General features: G+C 54.7%; 20 protein-coding genes. 18 read left to right on the top strand and 2 right to left on the bottom strand.

The window, feature by feature from the left end:
- Window positions 1-14: 14 nt before the first annotated feature.
- Window positions 15-1,439, bottom strand: coding sequence for an O-antigen ligase family protein (locus ACZ1GU_RS00185; RefSeq protein WP_472646136.1), 1,425 nt, complete (start codon window positions 1,437-1,439; stop codon window positions 15-17).
- Between the two features lie 312 nt (window positions 1,440-1,751).
- Here ACZ1GU_RS00185 and tviB point away from each other — a divergent pair, with 312 nt between their 5' ends.
- The 18 genes from tviB (at window position 1,752) to ACZ1GU_RS00275 (ending at window position 19,300) form a co-directional block, all read left to right on the top strand.
- The gene (gene tviB / locus ACZ1GU_RS00190) at window positions 1,752-3,056 is read left to right on the top strand and encodes a Vi polysaccharide biosynthesis UDP-N-acetylglucosamine C-6 dehydrogenase TviB (RefSeq protein WP_472646137.1); all 1,305 of its coding nucleotides are present in this window, start codon (window positions 1,752-1,754) and stop codon (window positions 3,054-3,056) included.
- Window positions 3,057-3,150: 94 nt separating this feature from the next.
- Entirely contained in the window at window positions 3,151-3,384 is a 234-nt protein-coding gene (locus tag ACZ1GU_RS00195) for a glycosyltransferase (protein WP_472646138.1), read from the top strand.
- Entirely contained in the window at window positions 3,290-4,366 is a 1,077-nt protein-coding gene (locus tag ACZ1GU_RS00200; RefSeq protein ID WP_472646139.1) for a hypothetical protein, read from the top strand. Before ACZ1GU_RS00195 ends, ACZ1GU_RS00200 begins: the two co-directional genes overlap by 95 nt.
- Entirely contained in the window at window positions 4,366-6,156 is a 1,791-nt protein-coding gene (locus ACZ1GU_RS00205) for an N-acetylneuraminate synthase family protein (protein WP_472646140.1), read from the top strand. The genes ACZ1GU_RS00200 and ACZ1GU_RS00205 overlap by 1 nt, the downstream gene beginning before the upstream one ends.
- Window positions 6,157-6,187: 31 nt before the next feature.
- Complete coding sequence (locus tag ACZ1GU_RS00210) at window positions 6,188-6,616, top strand: acyltransferase (protein ID WP_472646141.1); 429 nt, start codon at window positions 6,188-6,190, stop codon at window positions 6,614-6,616.
- A complete protein-coding gene (locus ACZ1GU_RS00215; protein WP_472646142.1) occupies window positions 6,613-7,014 on the top strand; it encodes an acyltransferase in 402 nt (133 codons plus the stop codon). Before ACZ1GU_RS00210 ends, ACZ1GU_RS00215 begins: the two co-directional genes overlap by 4 nt.
- Window positions 7,008-8,081, top strand: coding sequence for a hypothetical protein (locus ACZ1GU_RS00220; RefSeq protein WP_472646143.1), 1,074 nt, complete (start codon window positions 7,008-7,010; stop codon window positions 8,079-8,081). The genes ACZ1GU_RS00215 and ACZ1GU_RS00220 overlap by 7 nt, the downstream gene beginning before the upstream one ends.
- A gap of 223 nt (window positions 8,082-8,304) precedes the next feature.
- Window positions 8,305-9,348, top strand: coding sequence for an NAD-dependent epimerase/dehydratase family protein (locus tag ACZ1GU_RS00225; RefSeq protein ID WP_472646144.1), 1,044 nt, complete (start codon window positions 8,305-8,307; stop codon window positions 9,346-9,348).
- A complete protein-coding gene (locus ACZ1GU_RS00230; RefSeq protein WP_472646145.1) occupies window positions 9,348-10,364 on the top strand; it encodes a WaaS/CpsH family glycosyltransferase in 1,017 nt (338 codons plus the stop codon). The genes ACZ1GU_RS00225 and ACZ1GU_RS00230 overlap by 1 nt, the downstream gene beginning before the upstream one ends.
- Window positions 10,365-10,595: 231 nt before the next feature.
- Window positions 10,596-11,483 carry a hypothetical protein gene (locus ACZ1GU_RS00235; protein ID WP_472646146.1) on the top strand — a complete coding sequence of 296 codons (888 nt, stop codon included), beginning with the start codon at window positions 10,596-10,598 and terminating at the stop codon, window positions 11,481-11,483.
- Complete coding sequence (locus ACZ1GU_RS00240; protein WP_472646147.1) at window positions 11,480-12,049, top strand: serine O-acetyltransferase; 570 nt, start codon at window positions 11,480-11,482, stop codon at window positions 12,047-12,049. The genes ACZ1GU_RS00235 and ACZ1GU_RS00240 overlap by 4 nt, the downstream gene beginning before the upstream one ends.
- An 11-nt stretch (window positions 12,050-12,060) precedes the next feature.
- Window positions 12,061-13,257 carry a lipopolysaccharide biosynthesis protein gene (locus tag ACZ1GU_RS00245; protein WP_472646148.1) on the top strand — a complete coding sequence of 399 codons (1,197 nt, stop codon included), beginning with the start codon at window positions 12,061-12,063 and terminating at the stop codon, window positions 13,255-13,257.
- Between the two features lie 101 nt (window positions 13,258-13,358).
- Window positions 13,359-13,934 (top strand): dTDP-4-dehydrorhamnose 3,5-epimerase, encoded by a 576-nt coding sequence (rfbC, locus tag ACZ1GU_RS00250; protein WP_472646149.1) that lies wholly within the window; start codon window positions 13,359-13,361, stop codon window positions 13,932-13,934.
- A 51-nt stretch (window positions 13,935-13,985) separates the two neighbouring features.
- On the top strand, window positions 13,986-14,984 hold the full coding sequence (rfbB, locus tag ACZ1GU_RS00255; protein ID WP_472646150.1) for a dTDP-glucose 4,6-dehydratase: 999 nt from the start codon (window positions 13,986-13,988) through the stop codon (window positions 14,982-14,984).
- Window positions 14,985-14,989: 5 nt separating this feature from the next.
- Window positions 14,990-15,847 (top strand): dTDP-4-dehydrorhamnose reductase, encoded by an 858-nt coding sequence (gene rfbD / locus ACZ1GU_RS00260; protein WP_472646151.1) that lies wholly within the window; start codon window positions 14,990-14,992, stop codon window positions 15,845-15,847.
- Window positions 15,847-16,719 carry a glucose-1-phosphate thymidylyltransferase RfbA gene (gene rfbA / locus ACZ1GU_RS00265; RefSeq protein WP_472646152.1) on the top strand — a complete coding sequence of 291 codons (873 nt, stop codon included), beginning with the start codon at window positions 15,847-15,849 and terminating at the stop codon, window positions 16,717-16,719. The genes rfbD and rfbA overlap by 1 nt, the downstream gene beginning before the upstream one ends.
- A gap of 648 nt (window positions 16,720-17,367) precedes the next feature.
- Complete coding sequence (locus ACZ1GU_RS00270) at window positions 17,368-18,237, top strand: sugar transferase (RefSeq protein ID WP_472646153.1); 870 nt, start codon at window positions 17,368-17,370, stop codon at window positions 18,235-18,237.
- A gap of 49 nt (window positions 18,238-18,286) precedes the next feature.
- Window positions 18,287-19,300 carry an NAD-dependent epimerase/dehydratase family protein gene (locus tag ACZ1GU_RS00275; protein WP_472646154.1) on the top strand — a complete coding sequence of 338 codons (1,014 nt, stop codon included), beginning with the start codon at window positions 18,287-18,289 and terminating at the stop codon, window positions 19,298-19,300.
- Window positions 19,301-19,304: 4 nt separating this feature from the next.
- On the opposite strand, the gene ACZ1GU_RS00280 is transcribed toward ACZ1GU_RS00275, so the two are convergent.
- The gene (locus ACZ1GU_RS00280) at window positions 19,305-19,934 is read right to left on the bottom strand and encodes a hypothetical protein (RefSeq protein ID WP_472646155.1); all 630 of its coding nucleotides are present in this window, start codon (window positions 19,932-19,934) and stop codon (window positions 19,305-19,307) included.
- Between the last annotated feature and the right edge of the window lie 69 nt (window positions 19,935-20,003).

Here is a 20,003-nt window from a genome sequence, read left to right on the forward strand (position 1 = left end):
CCTTGGGCTGATCTTTAAGCATGCTCAGCATCGCGTGTGCGCTCTGCGGTGGCACGGTGGCTTGCCGCTTTTGCATCTAGCGTGAACACGCACAAGAGCCAAATGAGGCTAGCCTGAAAAATGGGCGTCCGGACGGGATAATCTACAACAGATGCGGCTGCGACGGCCATAAACACAGCAATCCAGAAGATCGGTACAGCGCTCAAAAGCCCCTGCGCGCGAATGATGCCAAACAGGCCTCTTGCGAGAAAGGCAATCAAGGCAACAGCAATCAGGACTGCGGGAATGCCGCCTTCAATGATCAGTTGCAAAAAATCATTATGGGCGTTGTTGAGATAGGCCGGTCTGGCAAGATCGACAGGTTCGAAAATCTTGTAGGCATCTGCAAACGAACCAAATCCAGAACCCAGAACCCAGAACTGACGCATCATTTCAGTGAGGGGGCCAAACAGCTGCCATCTGAGATCATCGACCGGACCGCCGGTGGAGATATCGGCAAAACCGGGGATACGATCGAGCGACAAAAACAGCGCAATTAGCCCGATCAGAGCAGCAGCAATGGCTCCGAAGATGTAGCGCGGCGAGAACTGAGGAAACTTTGACTGCCTGCGTGATGTTCGTGAATTCTTTGCCTTGCGGCTGCCCATCATCTGCGGCAACTCTTTCCAGAACATGGCCAAGGCGGCGAGCGCGGACGCCAGGCCCAAGACGATACCCGCGCGCGAACCATGCACAAGGATCGCCAGGAAGGCCATCCCAAGCAAGCCCCATAGCCCCAAAACAAGGCTGCGCGGCCTTTTTTGCTCACTGGCCAGAAGGATCAGTCGCGCGACGACCAAAAGCACGATCGCGAGAAACACGCCCGAATGGTTTTCATTGGCGAAAATTCCAGTGGGGCCACCTCGGTTGTTTATGCGATAGAGACGCAAAGCATCGCCGCCTCCGGCAGCAACCTGCAAGAAGCTGAGAAGAATGTTAAGCGCGCCGATTCCGGCAACAAGCGCCAGCAAATCTAGGCGCTTAAGTTTGAACGCCGCAGCCAGCAGCAACGCGGCGATCGGAATAGCGAATCCGGCTGCTGAGGCCCAACCCAAGGTCGGCGACATCGAAATCGGACGCCACACATTACCCAACCCGATTTGTTGATCGAGAGCAGCAATCGCTGATCGCGACGGCAGGGCGTTCCAAACATCTGGGGGCAAGGGGATGAGCTGAACCACTGACCAGGCTGTCAGCAGCAACAGCATGATCAGAATGGGCTTGTAGTCCCTCAGTTCAGCAGGCGATAGCGCATAAAGCGCCGGGATCAGAAACAGAAACGCCAGGGGCTGCAAGGCGATGAGCTGGACCATGTCCGGACGCGAACTTCCGCCAAGGAACGTCACCGCGAGGGCGAACAGGGCAATCGCGACCCACGCCGCACGCAAAGGCGAGGACATGGCCCCTTGATGTGGCTTTCGTTCAGTGTTGAACACAGATTGCGCCCTATATTGCGGGGCGTACCAGGGCCCTCTCAACAAGTTGCCGACGCGATAGCCGCGCCCCCATTGCGAGGCAAGTGCCGCCAAACAGTATTGGAGCCAAAGCGACGACCGCATCCCGTGAGGCTCGGCTTGCAGAAAAACCCCGCGCTAGCTAGTTGGGCCGCCAGAAAGCGTCGCAATTCTCCAAAAACGAATCTTTGAATGTAGTTTTCGCTTCAACCTGCATCGGGGTTAGAGCGTTTCACCGGATCACGAGACTGATTACCAATGACAACCTCACAAGCATTGCCCAATCTGGATGAGCTTCACATCGCCGTGATCGGCCTAGGCTATGTCGGCCTGCCGCTAGCGGTGGAATTCGCCAAGGCGCGGCCCGTAACCGGGTTTGATATTGCAACCAGCCGGATTGATGAACTGAGATCGGGGGTCGATTCCACGCAGGAAGTCGATGCCAAAGAGCTGGGCCAAGCCCAACATCTGCGCTTCACAGCGGATCGTGAGGACTTACGCGATGCGAACTGCTTTATTGTGACCGTCCCCACTCCGATTGATGCGAGCAAGAGACCGGACCTAACGCCGCTTATCAAGGCATCGGAAACCGTCGGCGCAGCGCTCAAGAGAGGTGACATCGTTATTTACGAATCCACCGTATATCCAGGCGCCACCGAAGATGATTGCGTGCCCGTGCTGGAGCAAGTCTCCGGCCTCAAATGCAACGTGGATTTTCATGTCGGCTACAGTCCCGAGCGGATCAATCCAGGTGACAAGCAGCACCGCTTGCCCGACATCAAGAAGGTGACTTCGGGCTCGACCCCGCAGACGGCCGATCTGGTCGACGCACTTTACAGCTCCATCATCCGAGCTGGTACGTTCAAAGCGGAGAGCATCAAGGTCGCCGAAGCGGCAAAGGTCATCGAAAACACCCAGCGTGACCTGAATATCGCGCTGATCAATGAACTCGCCATGATTTTCAATCAGCTCGACATTGATACCGCATCTGTTCTGGATGCAGCCGCGACGAAATGGAACTTCCTGCGATTTGAACCCGGGCTGGTCGGCGGACACTGCATTGGTGTCGATCCGTACTACCTCACCCACAAGGCCGAAAGCATCGGATTTCATCCGCAGGTCATTCTGGCAGGCCGCCGGATCAATGACGGCATGGGGGCTTATGTTGCGGGCGAAATGGTCAAAGCGATGATCAAGCAATCGATCATCGTGAACAACGCCAAAGTTCTGGTGCTGGGACTGACCTTTAAGGAAAACTGCCCTGACACCCGCAACACGCGCGTCATTTCGGTGATTGATGAACTCAAAAGCTATGGCATGGAAGTCGACGTGATGGACCCATGGGTCAGCAAAGAAGCTGTCGACGAGGAGTATGGCTCTGGCTCTATCTCGCTCGTCGAAGAGCCTGAACCGCAAGGTTATGATGGCGTGATAATCGCGGTCAAACACAGCCAGTTCCGCGACCTTGGCGAGAAAGGCATTCGAAGCTTCGGGAAACAGAACCATGTGCTTTACGATCTCAAGGGCCTCATCGAGAAGTCAGAAGCCGACCTCAGGCTCTAGTTATCGCTGCCGGGCATAGCAGTCTAAACCAGCGAGGTTTGACGCTTTGCGATCGACAAGACACGCAAAAATCTCAGGGTATGGAATAGACTCGATGTTGAGGATTTACCTGCTGAACTACAATTACGGTCGGTATGTCGGCGAGGCGGTGGAATCGCTGCTGGGCCAAACCGACCGGGATTTTGCGGTCACGTGTATCGACAACGGTTCCAGCGACGGTTCGGTACGACTTCTTGAAGCAGCAATGCGAGCAGCACGGGTGGGACTTCGCGCAATTTCCCAATCTTTCGGTCTCGAAAATCGGCAATTATGTCGCGCGCAATTTTGACGAGGACTACATCGTCAGGCTCGATGCGGACGATGTATTCTGCCCGAATTATGTCGAGTGGGTGAAGGCTGCGATCGCCAGCGAAAATGCGGATGTCGTTTATGGCGACTATCACCTGATGGATTTCGATAGCCGCGTGTTTTCAAGCCAGCAGATACTCAGGCGCGGCAAAAACGACGGCAGACCGATCCACGACGAGCCGTTTCATGGGGCGTGTACCGTCATCAAGCGGGAACGGCTGCTCGAACATGGCGGCTATTACGAGCAGTTTTCGCGCAATGACGGCTATGATCTTTATCTGAAATTCCGCAAGGACCGGCTGGTCCATATTGCAAAGCCGCTGTTTCATTACCGCCGGGGCCATCGCAGCATGTCGACGAACCGTGCCATGCTGTTTGAAACGCGCATCAAAATGATCGCGGCCTATGCCGGCGAACACAATCTGACTGTCGGCCCTGAGGTGGTGCATGTGCTCGCCTTCCCCGATCATCCCGACTTTTACAGCGATGGTCGATTGGAGCGCTATCGCAGCTTTGCCCAATCATGGGGTAGAAATGTGAAGCTGCTGGTTCGCGACGAGGCGGCTCCTGACGGCGAATGCCTGCGCTGGTCGCAAGTTCAGGCATATGATGATTTGCGACAATATCTTGATGAAGATGCGGCATTTGAAAACGCTGAAAGCTTTGTCGTACATTCGATGAGCAATCGGCTGGCTCCGCTCGAATTCTTCGAAATGGCGCCGATCGCCATGCAATTGTTCGAAAGTCAGGCCATTATCACGGGTGAAAAGCTCGAAAGTTCGCTCTATTGGACCACCTCTGGCGGCGTCAGGCGCCAGGAGAATTCGAGAAAACTGTTTGAGGAAGATCGCGCAGTGGTGCACTCGGGCGGGCTAACAGGTTTCGTGCGTGGCAGCTCTAGAGATACGCTTGCCACCCTTTTGGAGATCAGCTCGAACATGACGGTTGAGGGACATTGCTAATGGCTGACTATGAGATTTTCATCCCGTGCCGGGTGAACAGCCATCGCCTGCCATTCAAGCATTTCCGCACGATCGCGGGACGCACCCTGATCGAGCGTCTGATCGGATCGCTAATGGATCTCACTGATGCCCGGCTGAACCTGATCGTCCCTGAGGGCGCCGAAAACAACATCTACACAGAGCTTGAGAGCCTGTATCCCGTCCAGGTTTTCCGCGGGCATGAAACCGATGTGCTCGATCGGTTTGTGTCGGCTATCAACCAGCGCAAAGATCACACGCACTATGCCGTACGGATCAACGGCGACAGTCTGTTCCCTTTGCCCGAACTGTTTGCTCAGCTCGATGAAGCAATGGGCGACAAGCGCCATGATATCTACACAACGGTTGGTTCAAATGTGCCCAGCGGACGACATGTCGAAGCGGTACGCATTTCGTGGCTGATGGAGCAAAGAGACGCCATCGCAGCAGCCACGCCTGAACAGCGCGAACACGTTTTTCCGCTGCTTTACGATTTGTGCGATAACACCGGCGAGCTGCGTGCTCGTAGTGCGGAAAAGGGAAAGTTCTCGGTCGACAATTACCACGACCTGTCGCGCGTCACTTACATCGTTGAACAGCGTGGCGAGCGTCCTAATGCGTCGCTTTTCGACCTGAGTGAAGAGTTCAAGGATCGAGCCCCCTATATTGGGCAGAACGGTGCGTATCTGATCGCGGAAATCGGCGGAAATCACGAAGGCGACTTCGAGTATGCGAAGAAACTGGTGCAAAGCGCCTGCTCGACCGAAGTCGACGCCGTCAAATTGCAAATCTACTCGCCCGATTTGCTGGTGAACAGGCGGATCGACCCGGACCGCTGGGCTCATTTCAAGAAGTTTGCGCTCAGCGCCGAGCAATATCGCGAATTGTTTGCCATCATCCGCGATGCGGGCAAGCACACTTCAGCTTCAGTCTGGTCGCTTGAGGAAATGGCAGAGCACGAAGACGATATCGACGTGCTCAAAGTGGGAAGCGGTGATCTGAATAACGCTCCGATGCTGGAATATCTTGCCAAGCTAGGAAAGCCAGTGGTGCTCAGCACTGGCCTTACCACGCTGGATCAGGCGGACTTGGCGCAAAAGATCATACTGGAGGCAGGGCTGCCGGCTGAAAAGCTGGCCATTTTACAATGCACATCGATGTATCCCATCCCCGATGCCGAAGCGAATTTGGCCGTTATGAGCCAGTTCGCCAAGCGTTTTGATTGCGTGGTCGGCTATTCCGATCATACAGTCGGGTATGACGTTTTGGTCGATAGCGTTTTGGCCGGCGCTAAAGTGCTGGAGTTTCATTTTTCCGATGACACCAGCAATGCCGGTTTCCGAGATCACCTTGTGTCTTTGGATGAAGCTGGCACGGCTGCATTGGTTGAAGGAATGAAGACCAAAATGATGCGGCTCGGCGCACCCTCAAAACATCTGACGATGATGGAGCGTGCCCGCAATCACCCCATCTCTTTCCGCAAGGGTGTGTTCCTGCGCAACGATATCCCCGCCGGGCACATCATCACCAGTGATGATCTGATCGCGCTGCGGTACCGCTCGCTGGCATCGATGCGTTTGAATTCAATGCGCTTGTCGGCAAAACTGCTGCCCAGCCGATTGAAGCACTCGAAGCGCTTTCATGGAGCATGTTTGAAAGCGCCGACGGGAGTTAAATGCACCGGCGATGAGTCAATTCCACCGCCATTTGAAGGTCTCGTTGCGAGATCGCTTGCGAAACCGCTATCTTCGGTCGCGCGGCGCGCGAATTGACAAAACTGCCATTCTTCAGCGCGGCAGTGAAGTGCTGCGGTTTCCGCACAATGTCTCAATCGGAGCCAGCACTGTCGTGAAAAAGAACGTCCAGATTTGTGCCTGCAATGGGCAAGCACAGATTGATATCGGCGGGCGCACCACGATCGGCGACTATGGCTATATCTATGCTTCCGAACACATCAGCATTGGCAGCAACGTCCTGATCGCTCCGTTTTGCTATCTGGTTGATGGCAACCATGGGACAATGCGGGCTCAACCGATCCGCGATCAAGAGCTTACAACCAGCCCGATAACCATTGGAGACGATGTTTGGTTGGGGGCAAATGTAACGGTCCTACCGGGCATCACTATCGCACGCGGAGCGATTATCGCCGCTGGCAGCGTTGTCACGAAATCGGTCCCTGAGTACGAAATTTGGGGCGGCATACCCGCGGCCAAGATTGGGGAGCGTTCGTGATCAATCCGCCCGAATCTGCGCGCATAGGATCGAACACTGACTTGCGCTTCAATTCCAAGAACATCATCCTTGGCGAGAACATTGTGTTCGATGACGATGTGAGGATCGTCGTGCCTGATCGAGGGCGGCTGGTAATCGGTGACAACGTAAAAATCGGCAAGGGCACCGTCATCAATTGCGGCGGCACGGTAAGCATTGGCAATGATGTTTCCTTTTACGGCTATTGCTATGTCCAATCATCGCGCTGGACCTGGAGCGGCAATGAAAAGCTGTTCGCTTATCACGACATCACCATCGGCGATCGCGCGACCCTGGCTCCGCATTGTGTGATTGCGGGCGATGTGAAGATTGAGGCCGGCTATCGCAGCCAGCCCGGCGAGGTGATCGGGCAATGGTGATCCGTCTTGGCGCCTTCGTCGCATTTCTAATCTTCTGCGTGGAAGTGACGCCCTATGCATCGATCCTTACTTTTGGGGCATCGAAAACGATTGTATTCACGGTTCTGATTGGCGCCGCCGCAGCATTGCTGCTGGGCATCGGCAAGCTGAAGTTCACTCTGATCTCGCTGATCCTGCTGGCGCTCGCAGCAAACGAGCTGGCGATGGGTGCGATCAACGGCTTGCCAAGCATCAACTTCGTGCGGATCACCGCGGCTGTATTGGCGTCGATGCTTATTTTCTCGAGCGACAAGCTTTACCGCACAATGCTCAAGGGTCTGCGAATATCGCATATACTGCTCATTGGCGGTTTTGTTCTGGCCACGCTCGCGATCGCGATTCTCGGCTCTGGCGTCCTAGGCAACGTGTTCCCGCTGTCCGACCCATCCGTATTCAGAAAAATCGACTACACGGGGGCATCGCGGGTCCAATCGCTGGCAATTTTTCATTTCACTCTCAACGCAGCGCCTCCCCTCAACCCCTTGGGGCTTAATGTTTTGCCAAGCGGTAGCGCGGCTGAACCGCATCCGTTCTTCTCCTTCATCCTCATCTCCACACTGATTTTGCTTCGGCAAAAAATGATCGATTGGAGAGTTCTGGCTCTCACCACGTTGGCGCTAGTCTTCTCCTTCTCGATGTCGAACGGGATTGGACTTGCGGGTGCTACTGCGGTGACTTTGTTGGTGTATCTCGCGCAAAAGTTGCGCGCTCGTCGGATCGTTCTGGCTTTCATGGCCATTGGCGCAATCGGCGTGTTTGTTTCACTGTGGCGCTCGGGCTATCTGCAGCCTGGTAACATTGCGGTCGCGCTCAATGCGTTCGATCGTTCGGTGGCCGAAAGCTATGCTACGCTCGTCCGTTTCTTTGCTTTTTCCAACGTACCGCTATCCTCTCGAGGCCGTCCCCCACTATTTCAACGACTTCACAATCTTTCCGCTAGCCGCGTCGTCTTTTGCGCTGCTTGCGTTGGTCCTCGTTGGGATTTTCGCAAGGCTGTTCAAGGTCGCCAAAAAGCTCTCCTACATTGATATCTTCCTGCTCTCCTATGTGTTCGCGTACAGCCTGAAGAGCTTCGGCGTGACAATCTTTCAGCCGTTTATACTTGTCAGCATTCTTATCGTTCTGCATCGCACCCAGCCGGCGGTGTCCAAAAACAAACCTGGCAAGCGAGCGACCACTGCAATCGGCAAGGGTCGACGAATGCAGCCCGCATTTGGCTAACTCACATCATTACTCATTAGGTTTAGCGTTATGAAAAATCTGTTGGTCGGCGGAGCCGGTTTTATAGGTACGTCACTTCTCAGGAAATTGGGGCCAAGCGACACGGTGGTCTTCGATAATTTTTCTCCGGTTGTTCATTCTGCAGCTTCAGTCCGGGACTTTGTCGAGCTTGGGGTGGATTTCACTGTGGGCGATGTCACCGATCGCGAGACAATCGATGCGATGCTGGATGAGCGCGGCGCGCCAAAGACCATCGTCTATCTTGCAGCTGAGACGGGAACCGGTCGGTCGTTAAGCAATTGCGCCCTCAATGCCCGCGTCAACACTCTGGGGCTTGCAAACTTGCTGGATGCAATTTCCAACCGCGGCGAGATGCCTGAGCGGATCATCCTCACCTCGACCCGAGCAGTGTACGGAGAAGGCCCCTATCAAAGCGCTGACAACACTGTGGTGTTCCCGGCGCAAAGGCCGGTCGATGACCTTGAGGCGGGCCAATTCGAATATGCCGGTCTGACGCCACTTGCGATGGATGCTTCGCTGCATATGTCGAAACCGACCAATATCTACGGATCGACCAAACTGTCTCAAGAGCACCTGTTGCAAAACTGGACCACAGCATTTGATGTCCCATTGTTCGTTTTCAGGCTTCAGAACGTCTACGGTGCAGGTCAGTCGCTGACCAATCCGTACACGGGCGTCTTGATCCACTTCATCAAACAGGGCCTCGCAAACGAGGCGGTGAGCATTTTCGAAAATGGCGGTATCACGCGCGACTTTGTTCACGTGGATGATGTCGCAGCGCTTCTTTCCCGCGCCGTGTCGGGCAAAGGCACTCCTGGCACATATGATTGCGGGTCGGGCGAACGGGTTGAACTAGAAAATGTCGCCGGCATGCTGGCAAAAATGAGCCAGTCACCGATGCCTGTTCGTTGCGATCAATACCGCCTCGGCGACGTCAGGCATGCCTGCGCATCGATCGAGCGGACTAGCAACACATTTGACTGGAAGTCGGAAATCTCGCTCCAAGATGGGCTCTCAACTCTTTACGATTTCGTCCGACAGAAATTGCAATAATGCGAGTCTTACTCCTCTCTCCAAGCACTTTTGGCTACGAGGAACGCCTGCGTGAGGCATTTGAGCGTATAGGCAACGAAGTCGTCTGGCTTGATGAGCGGATCGGCAATGGCGTTTTAGCCAAGACCGCCACGCGGCTTGGTCTTGTCCGTGCTGTTCCCGGTCTGATCGATCGACATGTTCAGCGGATCGTGGAACAAGCAAAAAATCATCGCGCCGAACGAATAATCGCCATTAATCCTGAAACGCTCAGGGGCGCGCAGTTCCGCGCTATCAAGCAAGCACTGCCGGATGTTCCGATCAGTGTTTATCGATGGGACAGTCTGGCTCAAAAACCAATCGATGACGAAACCTTCGAAGTGGCGAGCGCTGTTTACAGCTTTGACCCAGTCGATTGCGAAAACGAACCGCGGCTGAAACACCTGCCGCTGTTCCATAATCACGCGGAAGCGCCTGATGCAAAAGATCTTGAAAGCGCCGAATATGCCGTGTGCTTTATCGGCACAGCTCAATTGCGCCGCGTCCGATTGCTGGGTCGATTGTGCAGGCTGCTGGAAGAAACGGACCAACCGTTTTTCTTCTTCCTGAAAACGCAAAGCCCAATCCACCATATGATATTCAAGCTGGCGGCCTGGCGCAACGGATACTCCGGAATCCTATCGCGGACGGGCATGCCATATGATGAAGTGCTGGCTGCTATCGATCAGTCCGCAGCGACAATCGATATCGAGTTTGGCCGACAAAGCGGTCTCACGATGCGCACCATCGAGGTCGCCTTCTCCGGCATCCCGCTGTTGACCACAAACGCAATGGTCAAACGGTATGATTTCTACGCAGAACGACCAATTTTCGTGATCGATGAGGACAATCTGGCGCTTCCTGCCAAGGATATCTTTGACGGGCGATCAAGCAACACTCTATTCGAAAAATACCATATCGATCACTGGGCCAGATCTTTGACTGAAAAAAAGGTTGGGCAGTATTTTCTTGGTGAAACCAGTCAGCCGGGGAACTGATGGCAAAGCTCAAACCCATCCAGCTGTTTCGGGCGTCTCAAAAAGCTCTGCGCAATCGTGAGATCCTCGCCGAGAGCGCGTCGCGGCTCGACATTCGAGCGCGGTGAGCTGTTTCGATATTTGTCGGCTGTAACACTGTTCCCCCTGATCAGGGCAAGCGCGAACCTGCGTTTTGGGCGAAACAAACCTCCCCACGACACATTGGCCATCGGCTCACGTAAGCGGCCAAAGTTGCACAGTGTCGTCACCGGTGAAGTGCCGTTTGACGATTTGGAATACGAGCTGGTGAAGGAGACTTGGAGCTTCTTCGATTTTCGTATGGCATTGGCCTATTACGGGCGCTTCGCCCAACACATCGGTCCGATTGTCACGCTGCTGTTCAAGAGGTCTTTATGGACTTCTGCGCACTATGCGATTTGCTTGCTTGAATGGTCTTATCTTGCGTCAATCTTGCAGCGCTACCCGCAAATTGAGCGGGTGCACTGCGGCTATTACATAGATCGAAAAGCCTTTGCCCTTTCGCTTATCCGCGCAGAGACCGGCATCCACTGCGTCGGCGTTCAGCACGGTGCCTTCAATATCTTTCCGACCCTGCACCGAGCGCCCGTCGATGAGGTGTTGCTGATCTATCCCTTCAGCGAGCCATTTGCGCAGGACTTTTTCGCCCTGCCAGCGGATGGCAAAGTGCGCATCGCCCCTGAGGAGTTTGAACTGGGTTGGAGCGAGCACGCATCCACCCACCCCTTTGTCGTCTTTGGCGCGAGCGCAGACAGCACCGATCTGAATCGCGCGATCATCAGAGCCTTGGACGAAGCAGTACCGCCAGATTTGGAGGTGCTCATTAAGCTTCATCCGCGAGACACACGCGAGGATTATCTTGACCTCACACAGGGTCGGATCGGCTTCATTGACAAGAACGCAAAAAACGCGGCAGCCTATGTCGGTCAGTTATCGAGCGTGATCGCAGAGGCATGGACAATGAGAATTCCCGTCGCAATCATGCGTGGATCAGGCGCGAGAGGCTCTGACTTTCAAAAGATGCTGAGCGATGATGTCTGCCAAGATGTCCCCCACTTAAAGGCTGCGGTTGCCACAAAGCTGCGCAGTTTTAATCGATGAGCAATCCGTTAGAAGCGAAACCAACTTTGCGCGGCAATCTGTCGGGTGATTGGCATCACCTGCAAGAGCTGAACGGTGTTTCGCGGGAATTGCGACCATGGCACGCAATCCACCCACGATTTGCGCATATCGTGTTGATCAGATTGAGCCTTCACTCCAAACGCAAAGGCCTGTCTGTACTCGCCAAGTTCTTTTCGCTTCTGCTCTATTTCTTTTTCCGCATCGAACTGAACACCAATGTGAGCATCGGGCCAGGTTTGGTTTTGCCGCACCCGATGGGCATCGTGATCGGAGCACACAGAATTGGTGCGCGCGCGGTCATCTATCAAAACGTCACACTGGGAGCGAAGACACCGGATATCTCTTACGATCCGTCCAAGAGGCCGCACCTCGGGGACGGCGTGACTGCTGGATCAGGCGCAGTCATCGTCGGCGGCGTCACGATAGGTAACGGCAGCGTAGTCGCCGCCAATTCACTGGTTACGCGCGACGTTGCTGAAAACTCGCTGGCGATCGGAGTTCCGGCTGAAGTAAGCGAGCTTAATCGCCAAGCCAGGGCCGAGTAAGCGGCTAGCGCATGCTGTCAAAGCTCAGACTTCATCCGCTCTATTTCTATTTGGGAAGCGCACTATTCGCGCAGCTGCTGTTTTTCAGGGCAGTCTCGGTTGAACTCGGCCTCGATCAGCTTGGCTATCTCGCGCAATTTGTCGCAATCGCGTTCGTGGCATCAGGCGTTGTCATGTTCGGCTGCGAAAACTCCATTGGGCACGTAATCCTTTCGAAGAAGGCAACAGCAGATCAACATCGCGTCATCGGCTTTCATTATGTCATTGGAGCGCTCGGGCGATCAGCTGTTATAGCTGTGCCCCTGTGCATTCTGGCAGCTGTGTTTTTGAACGCCGAAATCGGACTGTTGGCTCTGATCGTTCTGCTCGCCTTTAACACGGCCTTTTCGTTTATCGAGCGGGCTGTCGGCAAACATTCAACCATGGTTTTGATGGATTCGCGGACTTCTTTCGCTGCGTTGGCGATTGCATATTACGCTGGCGGATTCATGCCGCGATCCGCAGTCGACGTGATCGGCGTGGTCGCGATCTTGGAGGCCGGCAAATTTGCGATTTATGCGCTGATCATGGCGGGGCACTTCTCGCTTTCGAGCTGGCGCGCACCGGAGGCAGCGATGCGCGTGAGGCTCCCTTACGCGCTCAACGGGATGCTCAGCATTATATCAAACTACGGTATCCCGATAATTCTGCCGATGATGATCGGGCCGGCGCATTCCGGGGTGTTCTTCCTCATCCAGCGGATCGTGAATCCGCTTACCTTTGCTTTGAACGCGATCAACTCGATCACGACAGCCAGGATTGTGCGGCAGTTTGAACAGATAAAGCAGATTTATCTGTCTTCAGTGAAAGAGCTAGCCGCCATCACAGCTCTGGCAGTGATCGGCCTGCTGATCATCCAGGGGCCTCTGCTCGAATTCTTTAATGTCAGCCAGTACAGGTTCGAGTTTATCCTGATGCTGGGCGGGGTTGCGGCAAACCTTTTGACCGGCGCCTCTGCCGCGGTCTTCAATAGCGCGGATAGGCCTCGGTTTAACTCGTGGGCGAGCATTGGGTTTATCTTCGTTTTTCTGGCAGCTGTCGCGATTGCAATCTGGACCAGTAATGTCGAATTGAGGGTCGTCGCGTGGGCATTCCTGATTGCAAATATCGCAAAGAATTTGGTTGTCCTATTCGGGATAAGGCAGCTAAGGCGCGAAGCGATCTTCTGAGGCCTGACCTGGCATTCTAATTGTATGCTTGTTCGTGCGATGTGCGCAGGGCGCTACGCCGACTGACCTGGCCAAAAATCGTTGAACTGAATGGATTGCACGTGTCGCTTATCGCAGAAAAGCACCCGGAAATAGACGGGCTTATCACTTTCACGCCGCGCCGGTTTGGCGATCATCGCGGGTTCTTTGCCGAAACCTACAGCCAGCGCGCATACCAAGAACACGGCGTTGCGCCGGTGTTCGTCCAAGATAATCATTCGGTCTCAAGCGCGGTTGGAACGCTGCGCGGCCTGCATTTTCAGGCTCCTCCCGTTGCTCAGGACAAGCTCGTGCGGTGCGGAATGGGCAGCATCTTTGATGTGGCCGTGGATATTCGCAAAGGTTCGCCCACCTACGGACGCTGGTACGGCGTTGAGTTGAGCGCAGAAAACGGCAAGCAGCTGTTCGTCCCGGCGGGATTTGCGCACGGCTTTGTCACACTCAAGCCAGATAGCGAAATCATTTACAAATGCTCCGATTATTACGCGCCTGATACCGAAGGAGCGCTTCATTGGAGTGATCCGGATGTCGGCGTTGAATGGCCTCTGTCAGGAGATCCAGTGGTGAGCGAGAAAGACGCTGAAGCACCGTTTCTCGCAGGCTTTGACAGCCCTTTTTTGTTTGAGGCGAAGCAATGAAAATACTCGTTACCGGAGGCGCGGGCTTTATCGGTTCGTACCGTCGCCCGATTGGCAATAAAGCAAGGGCATGAGGTCCTCGTCCTCGACGCTTTGACTTACGCGGCGTGCATCGAAAACCTCGCAGATATCTCTGACAACGAAGCCTACGCTTTCGAGCAGGTCGACATTCGCAATCGCTCAGAATTGGATCGGGTGTTCGCTCAGCACCGGCCCGATACGATTATGCATTTGGCAGCCGAGAGCCATGTCGATCGCTCTATTGATGGGCCAGGCGAATTCATGGAAACCAACATCATCGGCACGTTCCACATGTTGGAAGCCGCAAGGAAATACTGGACCCAAGCCGGCCAGCCTGACGAATTTCGCTTCCACCATGTCAGCACCGATGAAGTGTATGGCTCCCTTCCAGCAGATCCTGACGTCAAATTTACTGAGGATACCCCTTACGATCCTCGCAGCCCCTATTCCGCGTCAAAGGCAAGTTCCGACCATTTGGTAAGAGCGTGGGGTGAGACGTATGGCCTTCCTATCGTGGTGACCAATTGTTCAAACAATTATGGCCCGTACCAATTTCCTGAAAAGCTCATACCCGTCATCATTATCAATGCGCTGCACGGCAAACCGTTACCGATTTACGGCGATGGATCGAATGTACGCGATTGGCTTTATGTTGAAGATCACGCCGATGCGCTTTTGACCGTCCTTGAAGGAGGCGCGCTGGGCCGGACCTACAATATTGGCGGTGAAAACGAGTCTTCAAACCTTGCTCTAGTCAAAACGATCTGCGCGATTTTGGACCGCCTGCAACCCAATGAAAACGGGACGCCCTATTCCGATCAGATCACTTTTGTGACGGATCGCCCCGGACATGATGCGCGCTATGCGATTGACCCGGTTCGCATCCGCACCGAACTGGGATGGAGTCCTTCGGTCACCGTTGAAGAAGGCCTTGAGAAGACCGTTCAATGGTATCTCGAAAATCAAGATTGGTGGCAGCCCTTGCTGGATAGGAAGGGCGTCGGTCAAAGAATTGGCACTGGTAAGTAGCCGCGATGACAATTCTCGTTTTTGGCAAGACCGGTCAGGTTGCGCGCGAGCTGCAGCTGCGCGCGCCAGTCGTCGCGTTGGGCCGCGACAAGGCCGATCTGAACGACACGCAAGCATGCCTCGCCGCTTTGGAGGCACACTCCCCCCGACTCGTCATCAACGCAGCGGCCTACACAGCGGTCGACAAAGCCGAAACCGAAGAAGAATTGGCCAATCAAGTAAACGGGCATGCTCCAGCCGCGATCGCTGAGACGTGCGCAAAATCAGACATCCCAATGGTCCATATTTCGACCGACTATGTCTTCGATGGCTCGGGATCACAGCCCTGGAAGCCAGACGATCAAACGGCACCCCGCTCAGCCTATGGCCGCAGCAAACGTCTCGGTGAGGAAGGTGTGCTCGGCAGCGGCGGGAACCATGCGGTTCTTCGCACGTCGTGGGTGTTTTCCGCTCACGGCCAGAACTTTGTGAAGACCATGCTTCGGCTTGGCGCTGAACGCGACGCGCTGAACATTGTGGCTGACCAAATCGGCGGACCGACACCAAGCGCAGCGATTGCGCAGGCGTGTTTGGAAATTGGCGAGCAATTGCTGCAATCACCATCAAAGGGCGGTCTTTATCACTTTAGCGGCGCTCCGGATGTCTCCTGGGCCGACTTTGCAAGGGGAATATTCGCTCAGTCCGGCACGCAATGTGTGGTCCATGATATCCCGAGCTCAGAGTTTCCAACGGCTGCCGAGCGGCCCATGAATTCACGCCTTGATTGCAGTTCTCTGGCCGCGACTTTTGGCATCAAGCGGCCCGATTGGCGTTCAGACCTCAATGATGTGCTGCAATCCCTCAAAATCGATCAGGAAAAATGATGAGTAAGCGTAAAGGCATAATTCTAGCAGGGGGATCAGGCACTCGGCTCTATCCTGTGACTATCGGCATCTCGAAACAGCTTTTGCCGATCTATGACAAGCCGATGATCTACTACCCGTTGAGCGTTTTGATGCTGAGCGGAATTCGCGAAATTGCCATCATCACCACGCCAGATGATCAAGCGCAATTCAAGCGCACTCTGGGCGATGGCAGCCAATGGGGTTTAAGCCTTGAGTTTATCGAGCAACCCAGTCCCGATGGGCTCGCTCAGGCTTATCTGCTCGCGGAAGACTTTTTAGATGGGTCACCATCAGCAATGGTGCTGGGCGATAATATCTTTTACGGGCACGGCCTACCTGACCTGCTGACCGCAGCGTCAGCTGAGACCAATGGCGGAACTGTCTTTGGCTATCGGGTGGCTGACCCGGAACGATATGGCGTTGTGGACTTTGCTGATGATGGGGCGGTGCGCTCAATCGAAGAAAAACCCGAGAACCCGGCATCTAATTTTGCCGTCACAGGGCTCTATTTCCTCGATCACACCGCCTCCGAAAGAGCGGCAAAGGTTCAACCGTCGGCGCGTGGTGAGTTAGAGATCACCTCGCTGCTTGAAAGCTATCTCGACGATAACGCGCTTCAGGTTAGCCTGATGGGCCGCGGATTTGCTTGGCTCGACACCGGCACACATGCGAGCCTTCTCGACGCTGGAAACTTCGTGCGTACGCTGGAAGAGCGGCAAGGATTGCAAACAGGAAGCCCCGACGAGATCGCCTTTTCGCAAGGCTGGATCACCGCGGACCAATTGGCCGAACGTGCCAGCATATTTGGCAAGAACGCATACGGGCAATATTTGCGAGCTTTGATCGATTAAGTTGCGTCAATTGTTGACAGAACCTCCGTGTGAACACCTGAAACGAGCGCAATTGCACTGACCACTTAAAGGTCACTTCCGGTCGCCAATTTGGCTGTCTGCCCTTGCGCGCGTGACCTCATCGACTTATCGCCTCATCGTTCAAGATCGCAAAAGACGATAAAACACGCTGACAGCTTTTGGCAGCCAAAGAAAATAGACATGGAATTATTGCCGCGAACTCAAGCCAGCCAGATTGAGCGCGGACGCAAGTCCGGTGGAATCTTGCGCTCCACTTTCATGCAACTGCTCACTTATTTGAGCATCGGTGTGACAGCACCAGCCGTTGCTTGGTCGCTGATCCGCAACCTCCCCTTGAATCAAGGCGCTGCATTCACGACATTGATAGCCTCAGCCGTAGCATCGCTTCTTGTGTGTTACACACTAGATCGGCTCCGCCAATACGCGCGGGCCCGCCTCTTGAGCTATGTCCTCCCTGTGAATTTGCTGTTCTTTGGCGGTGCCTTCGCAGCCTTGGCGGTATTCCGATTACCATACACGTCAACGCTCTTGGCCCCGGTGACGATTTGCACGCTAGCCGTGAGTTATGTTGTCATTGCTTTGACACGCATGGCGGCGCGTACGCAGTATGTCATACCAGGGGGCCGAGTGACAGAATTGCCGCAGACCGACGCTTTCGTTGAGCTTGCGTCACGCAATCAATTGCGTGCCCTGATCGATAATGGCCGAAATGATTGTTCGGTCGTGGCAGACCTGCACCATGAGCACGAGTTTGAATGGGAGAAGCTGATCTCCCAAGCCGCACTCAAAGGCATTCCGGTGTATCACTACCGGCAAATTCTAGAGCAGTTCACCGGCCAGGTTAGGATCACCCACCTGAGTGAGAACGACTTGGGCTCGTTGATCCCAAACCTACCTTACATGGCGGTGAAGCGGGTTACAGATATCGCTTCAGTGATAATTCTTTCGCCGATCTTGTTGCCATTGATGCTTACGATCTTTGTGGTCATAAAGCTCGATTCTCGCGGGCCAGCGCTATTTTTCCAGGAACGGATGGGTTTTCGCGGCGAGACCTTCAAAATGGTCAAATTCAGGACGATGAAGACGCGCGATATCGAAGAGAGCACCGATGCTAAACGGCGCGATGCAATGACTCAGGATGATGATGATCGAATTACGCGGGTCTACCGGTTCTTGCGCAAATCACGACTGGATGAGCTTCCGCAGGCCTGGAACATATTGCAAGGCTATATGAGCTGGATTGGTCCTCGGCCCGAAGCCGCCTCGCTGTCGGATTGGTATGAGAGCGAAATTCCGTTCTACTCTTACCGGCACATTGTGAGACCAGGCATCACAGGATGGGCACAAGTCAATCAGGGACATGTGACCGATTTGGATGCGGTAACGAACAAATTGCGCTTCGACTTCTACTACGTAAAGAACGTGTCGGTTTGGCTTGATGCCTTGATCGCACTCAAGACTATGCGCGTCGTGATTTTCGGGTCAGGCGCAAAATAGCGCGCCAGCGTGCATCGTTCGAATTTAATGTAAGGCAGCACTTCACACAATGCGCAAAGTTCTCGTCACCGGAACCGCCGGCTTCATCGGCTATCATCTTTCGAAACTCTTGCTCGATGAAGGCTTCGCCGTCGTCGGCTTTGACGGCATGACCGATTACTACGACGTGCGGATCAAAGAGCGTCGGCATCAGATGCTGCTACAAAATCAGCATTTCAGCTGCACCATCGGTCGGCTCGAAGATTTCGATACGCTGCGCGAGCTAGCGCTTAAAGAAGAGCCCGACGTGATAGTTCACCTCGCCGCTCAAGCAGGCGTTCGCTACAGCCTTGAGAACCCGCGCGCCTATATGGAAGCGAACGTCACCGGCACATTCAACGTGATGGAGTGCGCGCGCGAGCTCGGCGTCGATCATCTGCTGATGGCCTCAACAAGCTCAGTTTACGGCGCAAACGAAGACATGCCATTTGACGAGCGGCAGAAATGCGACACGCCACTCACGCTCTACGCAGCGACGAAAAAGGCCAATGAAGCGATGGCGCATTCCTACGCGCACTTGTGGAACCTGCCGACCACCATGTTCCGCTTCTTCACGGTCTACGGCCCGTGGGGCCGACCCGATATGGCGCTGTTCAAATTCACGAAAGGGATCCTCGAGGGCACGCCAATCGACATTTACAACAATGGCGAAATGTTCCGCGACTTCACATTCGTCACTGACCTGGTCCGCGGCATTCGCTTGCTAATCGACGCCGCGCCAGAGCGCCCGGAGAGCGCCGACGCAATCGCCGATTACGACAGCCTTTCACCTGCCGCTCCTTTCCGCGTGGTCAATATTGGCAACAACGACAAGGTGCGACTGATGGACTTTGTCGAGGCCATCGAAGCGGAATGCGGACGCGAGGCGGTGAAGAATTTCATGCCGATGCAGAAAGGAGATGTGCCCGCCACGTGGGCAAATGCCGATCTGCTCCAAGAATTGACCGGCTACACCCCGCAAACCAATGTTCGCGAAGGCATCAAGCAATTCGTCGCTTGGTATCGCGACTATTACAAAGTGTGATCGTCTATTCTGGCTGCTCGGCAGCGGCCTCTTCGCTGGCTGCCTCGGCGGGCTCATCGGCGACAGGAGGCTGCGCCAACGCCGGAGGGGCGTCTTCCCCGGGGAGCGTCTGACTGCGCTCGCGCTCTAACCGCTCGAGATATTCGCGCTCGATCTGTTCGACACGCTCCTGTTCTGCCGCAGCATCGACATCAATCGTGGAAAGGCGCTCTTGCCGTGCTTGCTCGATCAGCTGGCTAAAGCGGACATCCTGGCCTTCCTGACGGTCTTTATACGCATCATTGATCAATTGTTGCGTACACCCGGTAATGCCGCCTGCACCCGTCGGGCTGCACGACAATGTGCCAAAGGCTCCGATGAGCTCGAGGCTCTCTACGCGCTCAGACCATGCAATGTTTTGTGGGTTGTCCGAGAAGCGCAGCGCGGGCGGAATGCGAAAGCGATCATTCTCGGGGAGGCGTCCCACAACACAGATTGTTCCTTCCGGACAATCTGGCGCAGCATCGTCGCCGTAAACATAGGCGATCTGGACATCGTCGGAGAGACTGTCTTCCTCTTGCGCGGCAGCAGGGGTGAGGCCAAGAGCCAAGCCTAGCGCCGAAACACCAAGAATGCCTGAAATTCGCTTTGTCATCACTTTCGATCCTTGATCGCGCAAAGTCCTGCGCGCTTTTCTTGCATAGCCTTTATTCGAATGCGCGTG

This window comes from Erythrobacter sp. HA7-11, from assembly GCF_055693605.1.

Bases quoted from the DNA above. Each gene is read 5' to 3' on its own strand.
- ACZ1GU_RS00230 (WP_472646145.1), top strand. From the start codon at position 9,348: ATGCGAGTCTTACTCCTCTCTCCAAGCACTTTTGGCTACGAGGAACGC.
- ACZ1GU_RS00220 (WP_472646143.1), top strand. From the start codon at position 7,008: ATGGTGATCCGTCTTGGCGCCTTCGTCGCATTTCTAATCTTCTGCGTG.
- ACZ1GU_RS00205 (WP_472646140.1), top strand. From the start codon at position 4,366: ATGGCTGACTATGAGATTTTCATCCCGTGCCGGGTGAACAGCCATCGC.
- ACZ1GU_RS00275 (WP_472646154.1), top strand. From the start codon at position 18,287: ATGCGCAAAGTTCTCGTCACCGGAACCGCCGGCTTCATCGGCTATCAT.
- rfbD (WP_472646151.1), top strand. From the start codon at position 14,990: ATGACAATTCTCGTTTTTGGCAAGACCGGTCAGGTTGCGCGCGAGCTG.
- ACZ1GU_RS00195 (WP_472646138.1), top strand. From the start codon at position 3,151: ATGTTGAGGATTTACCTGCTGAACTACAATTACGGTCGGTATGTCGGC.
- ACZ1GU_RS00280 (WP_472646155.1), bottom strand. From the start codon at position 19,934: ATGACAAAGCGAATTTCAGGCATTCTTGGTGTTTCGGCGCTAGGCTTG.
- rfbA (WP_472646152.1), top strand. From the start codon at position 15,847: ATGAGTAAGCGTAAAGGCATAATTCTAGCAGGGGGATCAGGCACTCGG.
- ACZ1GU_RS00240 (WP_472646147.1), top strand. From the start codon at position 11,480: ATGAGCAATCCGTTAGAAGCGAAACCAACTTTGCGCGGCAATCTGTCG.
- tviB (WP_472646137.1), top strand. From the start codon at position 1,752: ATGACAACCTCACAAGCATTGCCCAATCTGGATGAGCTTCACATCGCC.
- ACZ1GU_RS00225 (WP_472646144.1), top strand. From the start codon at position 8,305: ATGAAAAATCTGTTGGTCGGCGGAGCCGGTTTTATAGGTACGTCACTT.
- ACZ1GU_RS00185 (WP_472646136.1), bottom strand. From the start codon at position 1,439: ATGTCCTCGCCTTTGCGTGCGGCGTGGGTCGCGATTGCCCTGTTCGCC.
- ACZ1GU_RS00245 (WP_472646148.1), top strand. From the start codon at position 12,061: ATGCTGTCAAAGCTCAGACTTCATCCGCTCTATTTCTATTTGGGAAGC.